The organism is Streptomyces sp. NPDC002004 (genome assembly GCF_053593975.1).
The window spans coordinates 233,382-251,470 of record NZ_JBSFDP010000003.1 but is presented as its reverse complement, the minus strand read 5'-3'; the positions used below and the strand labels follow the sequence as shown (position 1 = coordinate 251,470).

16 protein-coding genes are annotated in these 18,089 nt (G+C 73.1%); 5 read left to right on the top strand and 11 right to left on the bottom strand.

Features of this window, described 5'->3' with window-relative positions; all coding sequences use genetic code 11:
- Positions 1-7: 7 nt before the first annotated feature.
- Entirely contained in the window at positions 8-1,357 is a 1,350-nt protein-coding gene (locus ACWCP6_RS07070; RefSeq protein ID WP_450931337.1) for an MFS transporter, read from the bottom strand.
- Between the two features lie 71 nt (positions 1,358-1,428).
- Between ACWCP6_RS07070 and ACWCP6_RS07065 the strand changes: the two genes are divergently transcribed.
- On the top strand, positions 1,429-2,463 hold the full coding sequence (locus ACWCP6_RS07065) for a GlxA family transcriptional regulator (RefSeq protein ID WP_450931336.1): 1,035 nt from the start codon (positions 1,429-1,431) through the stop codon (positions 2,461-2,463).
- On the opposite strand, the gene ACWCP6_RS07060 is transcribed toward ACWCP6_RS07065, so the two are convergent.
- The 4 genes from ACWCP6_RS07060 to ACWCP6_RS07045 all read right to left on the bottom strand — a co-directional run bounded on the left by ACWCP6_RS07060 (position 2,460) and on the right by ACWCP6_RS07045 (position 7,056).
- Positions 2,460-3,767 (bottom strand): MFS transporter, encoded by a 1,308-nt coding sequence (locus tag ACWCP6_RS07060; protein ID WP_450931335.1) that lies wholly within the window; start codon positions 3,765-3,767, stop codon positions 2,460-2,462. The two genes, ACWCP6_RS07065 and ACWCP6_RS07060, sit on opposite strands and share 4 nt — an antisense overlap.
- A gap of 69 nt (positions 3,768-3,836) precedes the next feature.
- Positions 3,837-4,886, bottom strand: coding sequence for a Zn-dependent alcohol dehydrogenase (locus ACWCP6_RS07055; RefSeq protein WP_450931334.1), 1,050 nt, complete (start codon positions 4,884-4,886; stop codon positions 3,837-3,839).
- 14 nt (positions 4,887-4,900) lie between these two features.
- Positions 4,901-6,067, bottom strand: coding sequence for an acyl-CoA dehydrogenase family protein (locus ACWCP6_RS07050; protein ID WP_450931333.1), 1,167 nt, complete (start codon positions 6,065-6,067; stop codon positions 4,901-4,903).
- A gap of 77 nt (positions 6,068-6,144) precedes the next feature.
- Positions 6,145-7,056 (bottom strand): SDR family oxidoreductase, encoded by a 912-nt coding sequence (locus ACWCP6_RS07045; RefSeq protein ID WP_450931332.1) that lies wholly within the window; start codon positions 7,054-7,056, stop codon positions 6,145-6,147.
- Between the two features lie 99 nt (positions 7,057-7,155).
- Between ACWCP6_RS07045 and ACWCP6_RS07040 the strand changes: the two genes are divergently transcribed.
- Positions 7,156-8,130 (top strand): cyclase family protein, encoded by a 975-nt coding sequence (locus ACWCP6_RS07040; protein WP_450931331.1) that lies wholly within the window; start codon positions 7,156-7,158, stop codon positions 8,128-8,130.
- A gap of 325 nt (positions 8,131-8,455) precedes the next feature.
- On the opposite strand, the gene ACWCP6_RS07035 is transcribed toward ACWCP6_RS07040, so the two are convergent.
- From ACWCP6_RS07035 to ACWCP6_RS07020, 4 genes are all read right to left on the bottom strand, one after another.
- A complete protein-coding gene (locus tag ACWCP6_RS07035) occupies positions 8,456-8,956 on the bottom strand; it encodes an ATP-binding protein (RefSeq protein WP_450931330.1) in 501 nt (166 codons plus the stop codon).
- Between the two features lie 365 nt (positions 8,957-9,321).
- The gene (locus ACWCP6_RS07030) at positions 9,322-10,200 is read right to left on the bottom strand and encodes an acyl-CoA dehydrogenase family protein (protein WP_450931329.1); all 879 of its coding nucleotides are present in this window, start codon (positions 10,198-10,200) and stop codon (positions 9,322-9,324) included.
- Positions 10,201-10,202: 2 nt separating this feature from the next.
- Entirely contained in the window at positions 10,203-11,387 is a 1,185-nt protein-coding gene (locus ACWCP6_RS07025) for an acyl-CoA dehydrogenase (protein ID WP_450931328.1), read from the bottom strand.
- A 2-nt stretch (positions 11,388-11,389) separates the two neighbouring features.
- Positions 11,390-12,583: an amidohydrolase family protein gene (locus ACWCP6_RS07020; RefSeq protein WP_450931327.1), complete on the bottom strand. Its 1,194-nt coding sequence runs from the start codon at positions 12,581-12,583 to the stop codon at positions 11,390-11,392.
- Between the two features lie 190 nt (positions 12,584-12,773).
- On the opposite strand from ACWCP6_RS07020, the gene ACWCP6_RS07015 reads away from it, so the two are divergent.
- A complete protein-coding gene (locus tag ACWCP6_RS07015; RefSeq protein WP_450931326.1) occupies positions 12,774-14,357 on the top strand; it encodes a class I adenylate-forming enzyme family protein in 1,584 nt (527 codons plus the stop codon).
- A 60-nt stretch (positions 14,358-14,417) separates the two neighbouring features.
- Here the strand turns inward: ACWCP6_RS07015 and ACWCP6_RS07010 are convergent, their stop codons facing one another.
- The gene (locus tag ACWCP6_RS07010; RefSeq protein ID WP_450931325.1) at positions 14,418-14,930 is read right to left on the bottom strand and encodes an EF-hand domain-containing protein; all 513 of its coding nucleotides are present in this window, start codon (positions 14,928-14,930) and stop codon (positions 14,418-14,420) included.
- 187 nt (positions 14,931-15,117) lie between these two features.
- A complete protein-coding gene (locus ACWCP6_RS07005) occupies positions 15,118-15,498 on the bottom strand; it encodes an STAS domain-containing protein (protein WP_450931324.1) in 381 nt (126 codons plus the stop codon).
- A gap of 317 nt (positions 15,499-15,815) precedes the next feature.
- On the opposite strand from ACWCP6_RS07005, the gene ACWCP6_RS07000 reads away from it, so the two are divergent.
- Together ACWCP6_RS07000 and ACWCP6_RS06995 are read left to right on the top strand one after the other, a co-directional pair.
- Positions 15,816-16,394 (top strand): sigma-70 family RNA polymerase sigma factor, encoded by a 579-nt coding sequence (locus ACWCP6_RS07000; protein WP_450931323.1) that lies wholly within the window; start codon positions 15,816-15,818, stop codon positions 16,392-16,394.
- Positions 16,391-18,082: a zf-HC2 domain-containing protein gene (locus tag ACWCP6_RS06995; RefSeq protein ID WP_450931322.1), complete on the top strand. Its 1,692-nt coding sequence runs from the start codon at positions 16,391-16,393 to the stop codon at positions 18,080-18,082. Before ACWCP6_RS07000 ends, ACWCP6_RS06995 begins: the two co-directional genes overlap by 4 nt.
- Positions 18,083-18,089 lie beyond the last annotated feature (7 nt).

Genomic DNA, 18,089 nt, shown 5'->3' with positions numbered 1-18,089 from the left:
GGGCGGGTCAGACCGCCGCCGCCCGCGGTCCCCGCCGGATCACCAGCGCCATCAGCGCCGCCGCCGCGCACAGCGCCCCGGAGGCGTACCAGACCATGTCGTACGAGCCGAACACGTCCCGTGCCACGCCGCCGAGGAAGGCGACCAGCGCGGCACCCACCTGGTGGGACGCGAGGACCCAGCCGAAGACGATCGCGCTGTCGTCGCCGTAGTGCTCGCGGCACAGGGCGATGGTCGGCGGCACGGTGGCCACCCAGTCGAGGCCGTAGAAGACGATGAAGAACAGCATCGGCGGGTGCACGGACGGGGCCAGCAGCATCGGCAGGAAGAGCAGCGAGACACCGCGCAGGGCGTAGTAGACCGCGAGCAGACGGCGCGGTGCGAAACGGTCCGTGAACCAGCCGGAGGCGATGGTCCCGGCCACGTCGAAGACGCCGATCACCGCGAGCAGCGACGCGGCCGCCGTGACCGGCATGCCGTGGTCGTGCGCGGCGGGCACGAAGTGCGTCTGGACCAGGCCGTTCGTGGACGCGCCGCAGATCGCGAAGGTGCCGGCCAGCAGCCAGAACGGGGCGACCGACGGCCCCTCGCCCGAGCGGGCCCGGGACCGGGGGACGGCCGCGGAGACCAGCACGCGGACCGCACGCCGCGCGGCACCCGGCACCGGCGCCGGCTTCTCCACGAACTCCGTTGATCCGTACGGCTTCAGCCCCACGTCCGCCGGGTGGTCGCGCAGCAGCAGCCAGACGAAGGGGACGACCACCAGCGCCGCCAGGGCGACCGTGGCCGCGCCAGGCCGCCAGTCGTGCCACGTCTGCAGCATCCAGGCGAGCACCGGCAGGAAGATCAGCTGACCGGAGGCCGACGCGGCGGTGAGGACGCCGGTGACCAGGCCCCGCCGCTCGGTGAACCACCGGTTCGTGACGGTCGCGGCGAAGGCGAGCGCCATGGCGCCCGTACCCAGGCCGACCAGCAGACCCCAGCCCAGCAGCAGCTGCCAGGGGGCCGTCATCCAGATGGTCAGGCCCGACCCGAGCGCGATCACCACCAGCGCCAGCGCCACCATGCGGCGGATGCCGAACCGGTCCATCAGCGCGGCGGCGAAGGGCGCCGTCAGACCGTACAGCGCGAGATTGACCGAGACGGCGAGCCCGATCGTGCCGCGCGACCAGCCGAACTCCTGGTGCAGCGGGTCGATCAGCAGGCCCGGCAGCGACCGGAAGGCCGCGGCGCCGGTGATCGTCACGAAGGTGACGGCGGCGACGAACCAGGCGCGGTGGACACGGGGGCGCCGGGGGCCGGCGGGGGACGGATCGGAGGTGGCGGGGACCGCTGCGGGAGAAGTTGTCGGCGTCACGTCATACAGCCTCACCGGCCGGATCACATCGATCGAGTGGCCCGAAGGACAGCATTCGCTAGGATCGGGCCATGACCGATGGGACCACGGAGTGCACCGACCCGCGCCTGCACCGCGTCGTCGTCCTCGCCCTCGACGGGCTGCTCCCCTTCGAGCTGGGCATCCCCCGGCGCATCTTCGGCCTCGCCCGCGACTCCGCGGGGCGGCCCCTGTACGACGTCGTGACCTGCTCGGTCCGCCCGCCCGGGCCGGTACGGACGGACGCCGACTTCGCGATCCTCGTCGAGCGCGGCCCCGAGGCCCTGGCCACCGCCGACACCGTCGTCGTCCCCGCCTCGTACGAACTCGGGCCCGTCTTCGACGAGGGCCGCCTCACCGACGAACTCGCCGCCGCCTTCACGCATCTGCGCCCCGGCACCCGGCTGGTGTCGATCTGCACGGGCAGCTACGTGCTGGCCGCCGCGGGCTTCCTCGACGGGCGGCCCGCGACCACGCACTGGTCCTCGGCCGAGCACTTCCAGCGGCTCTTCCCGCAGATCGCGGTCGACGCGGATGTGCTGTTCATCGACGACGGCGACGTCCTCACCTCGGCCGGGGTCGCCGCCGGCATCGACCTGTGCCTGCACATCGTGCGCCGCGACCACGGCACCGCCGTCGCCAACGAAGTGGCCCGCCGCACCGTCGTACCCCCGCACCGCGACGGCGGGCAGGCCCAGTTCATCCGGCGTCCGGTCCCCGAACCGCAGATCGCGACCACCGCGACCGCGCGCTCCTGGGCCCTGGGGCGGCTGCACGAGCCGCTCCAGCTGCGCGACATGGCAGAGCAGGAGTCCATGTCGGTACGCACCTTCACGCGCCGCTTCCGTGAGGAGGTCGGCGTCAGCCCCGGGCAGTGGCTGACCCAGCAGCGCGTCGAGCGGGCCCGGCAGCTCCTGGAGTCCAGCGACCTGTCGGTCGACCAGGTGGCGCGGGACGCCGGGTTCGGCACCGCCCAGTCGATGCGACAGCACCTCCAGACGGCTCTGGGGGTCACCCCGACCGCGTACCGGCGTACCTTCCGGACCGCCGCGCCGTCACGGAGCGCGGCCGAGACGGACCGGGCCTAGGAGGGCCCGGACGGGGCGGCAGGGGTCCGGCCGGTGGCAGGGCGGCCGGCGGTGGTCCCGTCGTCGGGCGCCGCACCGGTGGGGGCCGCGTCGCCGGAGGACCGGCCGGTGGAGCCCCCGTCGCCGGTGGCGGGCCGGCCGGTGGAGGGCCGCATCCGCCGTTCGCCGACGGCCCCCGCGACCATCAGGAGCACGGTCAGCCCGACCCCTGCGAGGATCGCGGTGGACGGTGCGACGACGCTGAGGAGACCGCCCGCGAGGGAACCGGTCATCGCGTAACCCGCGCCCACCGCCGCGTACATCAGCGAGTAGCCCGCGGCCAGCGCGCTCGGCGGCAGGGCTTCGCGCAGCTGGAGGTTCCGGGTCAGCATCGCGCCCGCCTGGAGCAGCCCGGCGGCCACGAGACACACCGCGAGGGCGGCGGTGCCGCGGACCACCGCGGCCAGGGCCACGCAGGACGTGACGCCGCTCAGCAGCACCAGGCTCTGCGTCCCCAGCCGCCAGGGCCAGGTGCGCAGCCCGTACACGAAGGCGCCCACCGCCGAGCCGATGGAGAACCCGGCGAGCAGCGGTCCCGACCAGCCGACCGCGATGCCCCGCTGTTCCAGCAACGCGGGCAGCACCAACTCGGCCAGGGCGAGCAGGGAAAGGCCCGCCGCGCCGGTCACGAACAGCGGCCAGGCCCCGGCCATGATGCGCAGCATCGGCTCGCCGTCGCGGTCCTTCCCGTCGGCGTCCCAGCCCGCCGGCAGCAGCCACAGCCCGGCGACCGCCGAGCCCATGAGCGCACCGGCGACCAGCAGCGGCAGTCGGGGGGCCGCGCCGAGCGCGAGGCCGGTGGTGGTGACGGGGGCGAGCGACCAGATGCCGGACACCAGCATCGACTCGAACGACATCGCCTGGGCCGTGGCGTGTTCGGGCACGAGGCTGGTGAGGAGGGCGCGCAGGCCGCCCGATGTGGCGGACGGTCCGGCGCCCGCGACGAACGCGCACACCGCGAGCACCGCCGGATGCGCGTCGGGCAGCGCGCCGAGCGCCGCGAACGCGAGCGCGCCGGTGGCGAGGCCCGCCGCGATGTGCGGGCGGGCCCGGTCGGCGGGCATGCGCATACCGAGGAGCGGGGCGCCGACGATCTCGCCGATCACATAGGCCGCGGCCAGGACCGCGCCGATGGTGTAACCGCCGGGGCGCTCACGGACGAGGAAGACCAGGGCCAGCGGGGCCATGGCCACGGGCAGGCGGCCGCCCACGGCCACGGCCGCCCAGGCCAGGACGGGCCGTGTCGCGAGGTCGCGGTAGGTCATGGACCGACGTTAGGAGACGGCACCGACATCGCCGTACCGGTTTTCCGGCCGGCGCCCCGTCCGCGCGCCTCAGAACGTCAGCACCCCCCTGGCGACCCGTCCCGCCAGCGCGTCGTCCGCCGCCTTGGTGAAGTCCTCCACCGGGTAGGTCTCCGTGACCAGTTCGTCGAGCAGCAGGCGGCCCTGGCGGTAGAGGTCCGCGTAGCGGGCGATGTCGCGTTGCGGCCGGGAGGAGCCGTAGCGGCAGCCGAGGATGGACTTGTCCAGGAACATGGCGGCGGGCGCGAAGCTCGCCTCGGCGTCCGGGGCGGTCATGCCGAGGAGGACGGCCTGGCCGTGGCGGTCGAGGAGGTCGACGGCCCGTCGGACGAGTTCCACCCGTCCGACGCATTCGAAGGCGTGGTCGGCGCCCGTCGGCAGGACGTCCCGCACCCCGTCCGTGGAGGTGAGGAAGTGCGTGGCGCCGAACCGGCGGGCGACGTCCTCCTTCGCGGGGTTGGCGTCGACGGCGACGATCACCCGGGCCCCGGCCAGCCGGGCCCCCTGCAGGACGTTGAGTCCGACGCCGCCCGTGCCGATGACCAGGACCGTGTCGCCGGGTTCGACGCGGGCGCGGTTGAGAACGGCGCCGACGCCGGTGAGGACGCCGCAGCCGATCAGCGCGGCCGAGGTGAAGGGGATGTCCTCCGGGATCCTGACGGCCTGGACGGCCTTGACGACGGTGCGTTCCGCGAAGGCGGAGTTGGACGCGAACTGGTACAGCGGCCGGCCGGCCCGTGAGAAGGGGGTGCCGGGTCTGCCGATCGCCTTGCGGCACATGGTCGGCCTGCCCCGGTCGCAGTCGGCGCAGGCACCGCAGTTGGCGAGCGTGGACAGGCTCACGTGGTCGCCGGGCGCGACATGCGTGACCCCGGTGCCGACGGCCGCGACGACGCCGGCGCCCTCGTGCCCGAGGACGACCGGCGCCGGGAACGGGATCGTGCCGTCGATCACCGACAGATCGCTGTGGCAGAGGCCTGCCGCCGCGATCGCGACCGACACCTCGCCCGGGCCCGGGTCGCGTACGTCCAGGTCGTCGACCACCTGGGGCTGCTTGCCGTCGAAGACGACGCCTCTCATCCGGTCTCCCTCGGTCACTGCCCGGACTTCTCCGGCTGTTTGGGTTCCTTCGGCAGGCCGAGCACCCGCTCGGCGATGATGGTGCGCTGGATCTCGTCCGAGCCGCCGTAGATCGTGTCGGCACGGCTGAACAGGAACAGGTGCTGGAGCGGGTCGAGTGCGTACGGGGCGGACGCGGACCAGTCCGCGGGGCCGACGGCGGCCCGGGCGCCGCGCACCTCGACGGCGAGTTCGCCGAGGCGTTGGTGCCAGCGGCCCCAGAGCAGCTTGGCGACGCTGGGGGCACCCGGGTCGGCGCTCCCGGCGGCATGACCGCCCAGGGTGCGCAGCGCGTTCCAGCGCATGGTGCGCAGCTCCGCCCACTGACGTACGAGGCGGTCGCGCAGGACGGGGTCGGCGGTGGCGCCGGACGCCGCGGCGGCGCGGACGACCTCGGTGAGCTCCTCGGCGAAGCCGATCTGCTGGGCGAGGGTGGACACGCCGCGTTCGAAGCCGAGGAGGCTCATGGCGACGCGCCAGCCGTTGCCCTCGCCGCCGACGACGTGGTCCGCACGGGCGGTGGCGCCGTCGAAGTAGACCTCGTTGAACTCGCTGGTGCCGGTCATCTGCCGGATGGGGCGTACGTCGATGTGGTCCGGCTGGTCCATCGGGACCAGCAGGAACGACAGTCCGCGGTGGCCCCGGGAGCCGGGCGTCGTCCGGGCGAGGACGAAACACCAGTCGGCCTCGTGGGCGAGCGAGGTCCAGATCTTCTGACCGGTGATGCGGTACGCCGACGGGGTCGCGCGGACCGCGGTGGTCCGTACCCCGGCGAGGTCGGAACCGGCGCCGGGCTCGGAGTAGCCCTGGCACCAGAGTTCGTCGCCGCGGGCGATCGGGGGGAGGAAGCGCTGCTTCTGCTCCTCGGTGCCGTGGGCGACGAGGGTCGGGGCCAGCAGGTTCTCGCCGATGTGCCCGCACCGGGGCGGGACGCCGGCCCGGGCGTACTCCTCGGCCCAGATCACCTGGTGGCCGAGCGGGGCTGCCCGGTTGCCGAACCCTTCGGTGCCCCACCCGAGGCCGATCCATCCGCCGCGGCCCACTTCGCGCTCCCAGGCGCGGCGCTCCCAGTCGCCGGCCCGCGCGGCCAGCCACCCCCGGGCCTCCGCCCGGAACCCGTCGTCGCTCCCCGGATCCCACATCGCGTCTCCTCCCGTCCGCCCGCCCCGTCCGGCGGGGCGTGCGCGTCCACCGCGCCGCCCCGCGCGACCGCCGGGCGCTATGTGTTGGGCCGTTCCCCCGAAGCCGCCGCCTTCGCCATCGCCTCCAGCTGCGCGAGCATCGGCATCGGATCGGTGCCGACCGTGCCGGGCAGGAAGTCGGCGATGCGGTCGGGGGTCCAGGGGCCCTCCCCGTACGCGGCGCGGAGCTCCCTCGGCTGGGCCCAGACCGCGATCTTGGGGCCGGCGATCGTGTACACCTGGCCGGTGATGCGCTCCGCGGCGGCCCGGTCGGACAGCAGGTAGACCACGAGGGCCGCCACGTCCTCCGGTTCGCCGATCTCCTTCAGCTCCATGGGGACGTTCGCGGACATCCGGGTACGGGCCACCGGCGCCACCGCGTTCGCCGTCACCCCGTACTTGTGGAGCCCGAGCGCGGCGCTCCGCACGAGCGAGATGATCCCGCCCTTGGCCGCGCTGTAGTTGGCCTGCGCCACGCTCCCCTGGTGGTTGCCGCTGGTGAAGCCGATCAGCGTGCCGGAGCGCTGCCTGCGCATCACCGCCGAGGCCGCCCGGAACACCGTGAACGTGCCCTTCAGATGGGTGGCGACGACCGGATCCCACTCCTCCTCGGACATGTTGAAGAGCATCCGCTCACGGAGGATCCCGGCCACGCAGACCACTCCGTCGATGCGCCCGTAGCTCTCCAGCGCCGTGTCCACGACCCGCTGCCCGCCCGCCATGGTCGAGATGTCGTCGGCGACGGCGACGGCCTCCCCGCCGGCGGCCTCGATCTCCTTCACCACCTCCGACGCGACGTCGCTCGTCGGTTCGCCGCCCTCGATGGAGACCCCGTAGTCGTTGACGACGACTTTCGCGCCCTCGGCGGCGCAGGCCAGCGCGACCGCGCGCCCGATGCCTCGTCCGGCACCCGTCACGGCGACGGCCCTGCCTGCCAAGAAGTTCCCCACGTCCGGCCCCTTCCCGTGGTTTCTGACGGACCGTTAGATTCAGCTGACGCCGATTCTACGGCCCGCCGGACACCGGAAGACAAGCCCCGGGGAGGACTCATGTCAGCCGATACACCAGGAGCCGCACCGGGAGTCGCGCCAGGGACCCCCTCCCTGCCCGCCGAGTTCCACGAGATCGCCAAAAGGGTCAACAACTGGGGCCGCTGGGGCGACGACGACGAGATCGGCACCCTCAACCTGATCGGTGACGAGGTGGTGCGCGAGGCCGCTACGGCCGTCCGCTCCGGGCTCCGCGTGCCGCTCGCCCTGCCGCTCCAGCAGGACGGCGTCCAGACCGGGGTGATTCCGGGGCGTGTCAACCCGCTGCACACCATGGTCCAGATCAACCAGGAGCTCTTCGGGCCCGGTACGGTCGCGACCAGCGACGACGCCGTGACCATGGGCCTGCAGACGGCCACTCACTGGGACGCCCTCACCCATGTGTCCCACTCGGGGAAGATCTACAACGGCCGCCCCGCGGACACCATCACGGCGCACGGCGGCGCCCGGTTCAGCGGCATCGACAAGCCGCGGCACATCGTCTCGCGCGGCGTACTGCTCGACGTGGCACGCGCCAAGGGCCTCGACCGGCTGCCCGGCGGCCATGCGGTCACACCCGAGGACCTGGCGGAGGCGGAGGAGTTCGGCCGCGTCGAGGTCCACGCCGGCGACATCGTGCTCGTACGGACCGGGCAGGTGCAGGTCTACCTCGCCGGGGACAAGCACGCCTACGGCTACCCGTCGCCCGGGCTGTCGGTGCGCACACCCGAGTGGTTCCACGCACGCGACGTGGCCGCCGTCGCCAACGACACCCTCACCTTCGAGATCTTCCCGCCGGAGATCGAGGACCTGTGGCTGCCGGTGCACGCGCTCGACCTCGTCGAGATGGGCATGCTCCAGGGCCAGAACTGGAATCTCGAAGAGTTGTCCACAGCCTGTGCGGAACTCCGGCGGTACGCCTTTCTGCTCACCGCGATGCCCGAGCCGTTCGTCGGTGCGACCGGAACTCCCGTCGCACCGGTCGCCGTTCTCTGAGAAGAATGACAAGCCTGGCATTCCGGGCACAAAGGCGCTCGATGGCGGCGCGCCGCAGTTCGCCCCGAGCGCGTCACGACGTGCCGCCATCCGGCCGCGGCGGGAGCCCGACTTGGCCCCGAAGGGGCCCGACACCGCGTCACGACCCGTACTCGTCGAGGGCCGTACCCGGCAGACCCCGGAGCCCTCGGCGTCCCCTCGCGACGAATCGCTGCCCACAAGCGTGATCAAACGGACACCACACGTCAACACCCGGACGGTGATTTATCAGTTATGTCTGTTTTGTGAGGGCGCGCGCAGTGGTGCACCCAGGGCGCACAGGGACCTAGACCGCTTCGTAGGCGAGGTCTCCGTACGCCGCCGTGCCGCGCACGTGCGGCGCGCACCGGTCGACCTCGCACCAGATGCGCTTGCCGGCGCCCTCGCGCTGCCAGCCCCACCGGTCGGCGAGGCCGTCCACCAGCTCCAGGCCGCGCCCGTTGGTGTCGTCGCCCTCCGCGTGCCGGGGGCGGGGCGGGCGGGCGCTGGTGTCGGCGACCTCCAGCCGCACCGTCTCCCTGGACACTGCGTCGGCCTCGTCCGGCCCGTCCGGCCCGTCGGGCGCCTTGTCCGGCGCCCCGGGCAGCAGCATGCGCAGCACGGCAGGACAGCCGGTGTGCACGACCGCGTTGGTGACCAGTTCGGAGACGAGCAGGATCAGCGTCTCCGCGAGTGGTTCATCGGCCTCTATTCCGCACCCCGCGAGCCGTGAACGCGCCCATCTCCGGGCGCGCCCCACCTCCGCTGGGTCGGGACGGACCTCCAGCTGCACTTGAAGCACCTGCACCGCTCACACCATCCGAACCGGCGGACACATCGCCTCGCGCCTCCACGGATCCACGTGCCGCGTTCCGCTCACGGAACGTGAACCCCTTACGAGACAGCATGGTTGACGTACAGTCACCCCAACAAGCGCTTCGGGCATATTCCAGCGCGAAGGAGTACGCGTGCGGCATACTGTGCGACGCGTGCCGGGGGCGTCGAAAACACACGGTACCCCGTTCCGGCGGCGACTCCAGGTTGTGACTGTCACGCCTTGGACACGAGGTTGTATCGACGCCGATCGTGACCCTGGGTGACCGAGGTGGACTTGTCGGTCATCGTGCCCGGTGCCCGGCCCGTTCCCACCCCTTCCGCGCGGCGGAGGCGGTCTCACAGCAGCTCCGCCGCCAACAGTTCCTCACGCACCGCGGCCGGGCCGCCCCGCTGCGTACGGATCCAGGCGCGCTTCAGATACAGATGGACGTCCGACTCCCAGGTGAAGCCCATGCCCCCGTGCACCTGGAGGCAGTCGCGGGTGTTGCGGACGGCCGCCTCGTCGGCGAGGAGCCGGGCCGTCATGACGTCGAGGGGGTCCGTCGTGACGGCGGCCGCGTAGACGGCGGCCCGGGCGAGCTCCACCCGGATCAGCATCCGCGCGCACAGGTGTTTGACGGCCTGGAAGGCGCCGATCGGCCGGCCGAACTGTTCCCGCCGGCCCGCGTACTCGACGGCCAGCTCACACACGCGCGCGGCGGTGCCGAGCTGTTCGGCGGCGGTCAGCAGCGCGGCGGTGGCGGCGGCCGGTCCCCCGGCGCCCGGCGCGGCCGCCGGCACCCGGTGCACGGGGGTGAGCGGGTCCACCGACCGCATCGGCTCCGCACCGCTCGCGTCCCCCTCCAGCACGTCGGACGCGGCCAGCCACTCCACCGTCGTGCCGTCGACGGCCGCGACGACCGTCGTGCCCTCGGCGGCGCCCGCGATACGGCCCGCCGCGAGCTGGGTGGCGACAAGGGGACCGGGCAGCAGCACCCGGCCGGCCTCCTCGAAGGCGAGGACGGCCTCCGGCAGTCCCAGACCCACACCGCCCTCGGCCTCGGGAAGGCACAGGGCGAAGAAGCCGGCCTCTCCGAGGTCCCGCCACAGCGCCCGGTCCAGGGTGCCGCCGGAGTCGGCCGCGGCCCGGAGTGCGTCACGGCCGAAACGCCGGGACAGCAGCTCCCGTATCCCCCCGCGCAATGCGCGCTGATCATCGGTGAGTTGAAAGTGCACGGTCACCGGTCCTTCGGCAGGCCGAGGATGCGCTCGGCGACGATGTTCTGCTGGATCTGCGAGGTGCCGGCGGCGATGGTGTACGAGAGGGAGGAGAGGCGGTCCAGGGTCCACTCCCGGGACAGGTCCAGCGACTCGGGGCCCAGCACATCCGCCGCCGTGTCGTACAACTCCTGGCGGGCGTGGGAGTACTTCAGTTTGAAGACGGAACCGCCGACGCCGGGCACCCCGCCCGTCCTCCCCCGGGCCGCGGGGTCCCCCATCGCCTCGCTCACGTTCCACTGGGTCAGGCGCCACAGCGCCCGGAACTCGGCGTTCAGCCGGCCGAGGCGGCGGCGCAGGGCGGGGTCGTCCCAGCGGCCGTTGCGGCGGGCCTCGCGGGCGAGGTCGCCCAGGACGCGCCGGCAGGCGACGACCTCGCCCACGAACGCCGTGCCGCGCTCGAAGGAGAGGGTGACCATGGTGACCCGCCAGCCGTCGTTCTCGGCGCCCACGCGGTGGGAGACGGGCACACGCACCTCGTCGAGGAAGACCTCGGCGAACTCGGTGGAGCCGGCGAGCGTACGCAGCGGCCGGACGGTGATGCCGGGGGCGTCCATCGGCATGGCGAGCCAGGTGATGCCGCGGTGCTTCGGCGCGGCCTCCTCGACGGGCGCCGTGCGCACCAGCAGTTCGCACCAGTCCGCGACCTCGGCGTGGGACGTCCAGATCTTGGACCCGCTCACCACGTAGTCGTCGCCGTCCCGCCGGGCACGGGTGCGCAGCGCCGCCAGGTCCGAACCGGCGTCCGGTTCGCTGAAGCCCTGGCACCAGACCTCCTCCCCGCGCAGGATCGGCGGCAGCCAGCGCGCCCGCTGCTCCGGCGTGCCCTCGGCGGCGATCGTCGGCCCGGCGTGCAGCAGCCCGACGAAGTTGGCGCCCACATAGGGCGCACCGGCCCGCTCGGTCTCCTCCAGGAAGATCAGGTGCTGGGTCGGCGTCGCCCCGCGGCCGCCCGCGTCCACGGGCCAGTGCAGGCCCGCGTACCCGGCGTCGTACAGCCTGCGCTGCCAGCCCAGGTCGTACGCCCGGCGGCCGGGCCAGTCGCCGGGGTCGGGCCGGGGCGGCAGGCCCGGCAGGGTCTTCTCCAGCCATTCCCGCAGGCGGGCGCGGAACTCCTCCTCCTCGTCGGTGTACGTGAGGTCCACGGCTATGCGTCCAGGTCCAGACCGAGCATGCGGATGGCGTTGCCGCGCATGAGCTTGTACACCGTCTCGTCGTCCAGTCCCTTGACGTGGTCGAGGGCGACCTCCTTGGTGTGCGGGAAGGTCGAGTCGACGTGCGGGTAGTCCGTCTCGAAGGTGGCGTTGTCCCGGCCGACGACGTCCAGGGAGGCCACTCCGTGCTTGTCGCGGAAGAAGCAGCAGAAGATCTGCCGGTAGTAGTAGGTGGACGGCGGCTCGGGGATCAGGTCGCGCACCCCGCCCCAGGCGCGGTGCTCCTCCCAGACGTCGTCGGCCCGCTCCAGCGCGTAGGGGATCCAGCCCATCTGGCCCTCGCTGTAGGCGAGCTTGAGCCGCGGGAACTTCACCAGCACGCCGCTGAACAGGAAGTCCATCATCGACGCCATGGCGTTGTTGAAGGAGAGCGAGGCCTGCACGGCGGGCGGCGCGTCGGGCGACGCCGCGGGCATCTGCGACGACGACCCGATGTGCATGTTGACGACCGTGCCGGTCTGCTGGCAGGCCGCGAAGAAGGGGTCCCAGTAACCGGAGTGGATGGACGGCAGGCCCAGATGGGTCGGGATCTCGGAGAAGGTCACCGCCTTCACGCCGCGCGCGGCGTTGCGCTCGATCTCGGCGACCGCGAGATCGATGTCCCACAGGGGGATGATGCACAGCGGGATGAGCCGGCCGCCGCTGTCGCCGCACCACTCCTCGACCATCCAGTCGTTGTACGCGCGCACACAGGCCAGGGCGACCTCCTTGTCGTGCGCCTCGGCGAACGTCTGCCCGCAGAACCGCGGGAAGGTCGGGAAGCAGAGGCTGGCCTCGACGTGGTTGAGGTCCATGTCCTTGAGGCGCTCCACCGGGTCCCAGCAGCCGGGCCGCATCTCCGCGCGCGTGATGCCCTCCAGCGTCATGTCGTCGCGGTCGAAGCCGACGGCGGCGATGTTCCGCTTGTACGGGAACTTCAGGTCCTCGTAGATCCACCAGTCCGTGGGCGGGCCGTCCGGGTCCATCGTGATCTGGTACTTCCCGCCGACGTAGGCCAGCTCCCCGATGCCCGCCGTGAGGGGCTTGGGGCCGCGGTCCCGGTACTTCTCCGGCAGCCAGGTCTCGAAGAGGTGGGCGGGCTCGATCACATGATCGTCGACGCTGATGATCCGGGGCAGTTCGGTCATGGGGGTTCCCCTCCGCTGTGTCTGATGACCCTGTGGCGGCCCTGTCGGCCGGCGCTTTATCTGATGACCAGTCAGATCTCTCGACAGCAGGCTAGCCCCGCACCCCTGGACCGACAAGGCGGTGCCGCCTACGCTCTGGGCACGATCTGACTGTCCGTCAGTTGCGATGGCTGGTTACGGAGGGTTCGGCATGAGGCACACCCCTGCGGGCGCCGGGACGGGCCGGAGCGGCGCCGTCGCCCGGGAACTCGGCGCGTCCCCCACCATGTGGGCCCTGATCGAGCGCCGCGCCGCGCTCACGCCCGACGCCGCCGTCCTCATCCAGGCCGAACCCGACCCCGCGGACGACCGGACGCTCACGTTCGGCGAGCTGCACGACCGCGCCGAGCGCGTGGCGGCCGGCCTGTACGGCATGGGCGTACGCCCAGGCACGGTCGTCGCCTGGCAGCTGCCCACGCGCATCGAGACGGCGCTGCTGTCCTTCGCCCTGGCCCGGCTCGGCGCCGTGCAGTCACCCGTGATCCCCTTCTACCGGGACCGCGAGGTCGGTTTCGCGCTGCGCGAGGCGAAGGCGGAGTTCTTCGCGGTGCCCGGGGTGTGGCGCGGGTTCGACCACACCGGGATGGCACGGCGGCTGGGCGCCCGCGGGATCTTCGAGGCGTACGCCTCGCTGCCCGACGGCGATCCCTCGGTACTGCCTCCCCCGCCCTCCGACGGGCGGGCGGTGCGCTGGATCTACTGGACATCGGGCACGACGTCCGACCCCAAGGGGGTCCTGCACACCGACCGCTCCCTCATCGCCGGCGGCTCCTGCCTGGCCCACGCACTGCACCTGTCCGCGTCGGACGTCGGCTCGATGGCCTTCCCCTTCGCGCACATAGCGGGCCCCGACTACACGGTGATGCTCCTGCTGTACGGGTTCCCCGCGGTCATGTTCGAGCAGTTCGCGCTGCCGGCCGCACTGGACGGCTACCGTCGGCACGGGGTCACCGTGGCGGGCGGCTCGACGGCCTTCTACTCGATGCTCCTCGCCGAACAGCGCAAGGATCCGGCAACGAAGCTGATCCCGTCGCTGCGGCTGCTGGCGGGCGGCGGAGCGCCGAAGCCGCCCGAGCTCCACCACGCCGTCGTCCGCGAGATGGGCTGCAACCTCACCCACGGGTACGGCATGACCGAAGTACCGATGATCACCATGGGCGCGCCGGACGACACGGCCGAGAACCTGGCGACGACCGAGGGCAGAGCGCCGCAGGAGATGACGATCCGCATCACCGACGCGGCGGGGACCCCACTGCCGGCGGGCGTCGACGGCGAGGTGCGGCTGCGCGGCGAGGCCGTCTGCCAGGGCTACCTCGACCCCGCCCAGACGGCGGAGGTCTTCGACGCCGACGGCTTCCTTATCACCGGTGACCTCGGGCACCTGCGACCGAGCGGGCACCTGGTCCTCACCGGGCGGGCGAAGGACGTCATCATCCGCAAGGGCGAGAACATTTCGGCGAAGGAGATCGAGGACCTCCTGCACCGGCACCCCGGCGTCGGCGACGCGGCGGTCATCGGGCTGCCGGACCCGGACCGGGGCGAACGGGTCTGCGCCGTGGTCGAACAGCCGGACGGCGCCGAGAGACTGACCCTCGACGCCGTGACCGCCCATCTGCGCGAGCAGGGCCTGTCCGTGCACAAGCTGCCGGAGCAGCTGGAACTGGTGGACGCGCTGCCCCGGAACGACACGCTGCGCAAGGTGCTGAAGTACAAACTGCGGGAGAGATACGCGTGAGCGGTCCCGCTCCCCGCGCCCCGTCGGCACACGGGGAGCACGGCCGGCCCACGGGCCGGGTTACTCCTCGACGGTGAAGTACTGCGCGAACGCGGTCACCACGTCCGCCTCGCGCACGAGCCCGTCCCCGTCAGCGTCCAGAGCGCCGGCGACGGCTACGGCGAGCTCGTCGCCCACACCGAGTACGTGCAGGGCGCGTTCGGTCTCGGGGACGGTCGCCATGCCGTCGCCGTCGCCGTCCGCCACGGCCAGCGCGGCGTGCAGGAACGGACGGGCGATCCCGGCGAACCGCTCGGGGTTGTCGCGCAGCCGCTTCACCGCGCCGTTCACGAACTCCTCACGGGTGATGCGCTGGTCCCCGTCGCGGTCCGCGATGCCCGCCATGCCCTGCCAGAACGCCTCGGCTCCGCCGTACAGGGCCTGCCCCTTGTCGGATCTGGCCGCGACGCCGAACTCCCCGAGCAGCGCCTTCGCCGCGCCGTTGAAGTCCTGACGGTCGATGTAGCCGTTGCCGTCCTGGTCGAAGGTGGCGAACCTGGCGGCGATCCTGCGCTCGTAATCGGAACTGACCATGCCGGGAGCGTACGTCCTCCGCCGCCTCCGCACCGGCCAACGAAGCTCCTTGTCCCAGGACTGCCGACAAACTGGGACAGAGTTGTACCGTGCGGCGTCAAGGCGGGCTCCCGCAGTCACCCGATCGATGCCGGCGCGCACACGCGGCCCAGGCGTCGCGGGGCGGACGGGAATGTGACGACGGGCCCTAGGCCAGGAGGGGCGCCGCCTCGTCCGAGACCGCCGTGGCGGCGTCCGGGAAGACCTCGAAGAGGCGGCGGACACCGAGTGCGGCCAGCACGCGATTGACATGGGAGCCGTCCACGGCCCCCTGCGCGGGCAGAACGAGCCGCAGACGCCCCTGGAAGGAGCGCATGAGGCGGCGGCTGGCTATCAGGACACCGACCCCGCTGGAGTCGCAGAAGAGCACGTCGGAGAGGTCGAGAACGAGGCTGCGGCGGCCCTCGGCCACCGCGTCGTGGACCCGTTGGCGCAGCACCGGCGAGGTCACCAGATCCATCTCGCCCGACACTCGCAGCACGGCCCACTTGCCGTGCTCGGCCACGGTCACCTTGAGCGTCACCGCCACGCCTCTCGTTCGCCGATGCGGAAGCAGCCCCTTCGCTTCCACCTCGCGGCTGCCCCGCCGTCACCCCATGAAACACCCGGGGGCGGGACGCAAATAGACTGGTTCGAACCTTTGTGGCATGGATCCCAGACATATTCAGTCAACATGAAGCCGGTTCGGACGGGCAGGCTCCGGGGATGGCCCGCAGGGCCCCGGCGGCCCGATGCTCATTGCAGCAAAGACACCTGCCGTGTCGGTGGCGCCGACTACATTCGAGAAGACGGCCTGGCAGGTGGGCACAGGGACAACACCGGACACGAGCAGGGCGAGGGGGCCGCATGGCGAAGGAAGCACCGGCCCGTTGGGACCGCAGGATGCAGCAGCGGCTGTCGCGCGGCGAGGCCGCCGCGCTCGGCGAGCTGTACGACCGCTTCGCCTCCCTCGTGCACGGCCTCGCCCACCGCGTCCTCGGCGACGAGTCGGCCGCCGACCGCCTCACGCGCGAGGTGTTCGCCCATGTCTGGGAGCACCCGGACGCGTACGACCCCAAGCAGGGACCCCTGCGCTCCTTCGTCGCCACCCTGACCCACCGGCTCGCCGTCCAGCGGCTGCGCCGGACCGAGGCCGCCGCCCTTGCCCGGGGCGGCGACGGCGGCACGGAGGAGCTGGAGCGCAAGGTCCGCCGCGCCTCCGCGGCCGCCCGCGCCGACTACATCGTCACGTCGATGCCCGCGCCTCTGCGGGCCGCCCTGGAACTGGCCTACTTCCAGCGCCGCGACTACCGCCAGACCGCGGCGGACCTCGGCGTCACCGCCGACGAGGCCCGCCGCCGTCTCCGGCTCGGCCTTCAACTGCTGTCCACGGCCCACGACGGCGGCACGCCGGGTGCTCCGCCCGGCCCCGGGAGGGCGCTGTGAGCGGCCCGGACGACGTCGAGCCGAACGGAGGGGACGAGCCGCCGTACGCGGGCCGCGAGCAGCAGGGGCCGGACGGAACGGACAGGCCGGACGAGGGCCGTGGTCACCGCGGAACCGACGAGCCGCACGAGGGCCGTGAAGCCGGTGCCGGCGGCGCCCCGCGCGGTGGCCGTGAGCCCGGCGGGCCCGCGGGCTCCGACACGCCTCCCGGCGGGCAGGACCAGGGCCCCGCGCCCCGTGAGCCCCGCATACCGACGCCCCGGGCCTCCGTCGAGGACACCGGGCACCCCCTGCCCGACCTCCCTCCGGGGCAGCTCCCGCCCCCGGCGGCCCCCGAGCGGGACGGGCCCCCGGTGCGGGCGAACATCCATGTGCGTCCGCTGCCCCCGCCGCTCGTCCTGGAGCACCGTGTGCTCCAGGCCCTGCTCGGTGCCTGGGCGCTGTCGGCCTGCTCCCCCGGAGAGGCCGCAGCCGTCGAGGACCATCTGGGCGGCTGCGGACCCTGCGCGGAGGAGGCGCTGCGGCTGCGGGACGCGGTCGGACTGCTGCACCCCGCCGAGAGCCTCGACCTCGACCCCGGCCTGCGCACCCGCGTCCTGGAGAGCTGCCTCGGCCGACGCCCGCCGCGCATCCCGGTGCCCGACTGGGCCGGGCCCTACGACGCCGAGACCGCCCGTCTCGACGCCCTGCTCCAGGACATCGGCGACGCGGAATGGCACGCACCGGTGCGGCTGCGCTGGTACGAGGGCGGAGCGCAGGTCAGCCGCAAGACCACGGTCGCCGGAGTCATCGCGCATCTGATGACGGTCGACGGTCTCGTGGCGGTCGCCCTGGGGCTGGACGACCCGCTGCCCGGCGGCCGCCGCTCCGCACCGGACGACGGCGCACCCGGCACGCCGGGCGCATGCGCAGGCCGTCCGTCCGGAGCCGACGGAGGCGGCGCCGCGAAACGGAAATCGCCGCCCGCCGCCCCGGACGCCCCGCGCCTGCTGGGCCCCCGCGAGCGCACCGAGGCGTACTGGCGCGGTGCCCACTTCCCGCCCACCCGCGCCATCCGCACGCCCTGGCGCGAGCAGTCCCACCATCTGGTCCGTACGGTGTCGTTCGCGGCCGGGGGTCCCGCCCACACCAGCGCGAGCGAGCGGGACGGAACCGCGGGGCGCGGCGGAGGGTCCGGGAGCGGCACGGGCTCCGGGCGGCTCACCGTGCCCTACGGCGGCTTCGCGCTGCCCTTGCGCGACGCGCTGCTGGACCGGGCCTTCGAGTGCTGGGTGCACGCGGACGACATCGCCCGGGCCGTGGACTACCCCTACGAGCCACCCGCACCCCGTCATCTCCACCGCATGATCGACCTCGCGGCCCGGATGCTCCCCGGCGTCCTGGCCGCGCGCCGCCGCGCGGGCCTGGCGGGCGCTCCCCGCGCGCTGGTCGCGGCGGGCGCCCCGGGCCGCAGTCTGCGCCTGGAGATCGAGGGTGCGGGCGGCGGCGAGTGGCTGATCGCCCTGGACTCCCCCGGTGCGCTCGCCTCGCCGGAGCACGAGGTCGCGCACGTGGCGCTCGACGGTGTCGAGTTCTGCCGGCTGGCCGCGGGCCACGTCCCGCCCGAGGAGGCGGCCGCCGGGCAGACCGGCGACCGCGAGGCGATCAGGGACGTCCTGACCGCGGCGGCTTCGCTGAGCAGGATCTAGGGGGTCC

Coding starts and splice junctions, on each gene's coding strand:
- ACWCP6_RS07065 (WP_450931336.1), top strand. CDS start 1,429: ATGACCGATGGGACCACGGAGTGCACCGACCCGCGCCTGCACCGCGTC.
- ACWCP6_RS07060 (WP_450931335.1), bottom strand. CDS start 3,767: ATGACCTACCGCGACCTCGCGACACGGCCCGTCCTGGCCTGGGCGGCC.
- ACWCP6_RS07055 (WP_450931334.1), bottom strand. CDS start 4,886: ATGAGAGGCGTCGTCTTCGACGGCAAGCAGCCCCAGGTGGTCGACGAC.
- ACWCP6_RS07050 (WP_450931333.1), bottom strand. CDS start 6,067: ATGTGGGATCCGGGGAGCGACGACGGGTTCCGGGCGGAGGCCCGGGGG.
- ACWCP6_RS07040 (WP_450931331.1), top strand. CDS start 7,156: ATGTCAGCCGATACACCAGGAGCCGCACCGGGAGTCGCGCCAGGGACC.
- ACWCP6_RS07020 (WP_450931327.1), bottom strand. CDS start 12,583: ATGACCGAACTGCCCCGGATCATCAGCGTCGACGATCATGTGATCGAG.
- ACWCP6_RS07015 (WP_450931326.1), top strand. CDS start 12,774: ATGAGGCACACCCCTGCGGGCGCCGGGACGGGCCGGAGCGGCGCCGTC.
- ACWCP6_RS07010 (WP_450931325.1), bottom strand. CDS start 14,930: ATGGTCAGTTCCGATTACGAGCGCAGGATCGCCGCCAGGTTCGCCACC.
- ACWCP6_RS07000 (WP_450931323.1), top strand. CDS start 15,816: ATGGCGAAGGAAGCACCGGCCCGTTGGGACCGCAGGATGCAGCAGCGG.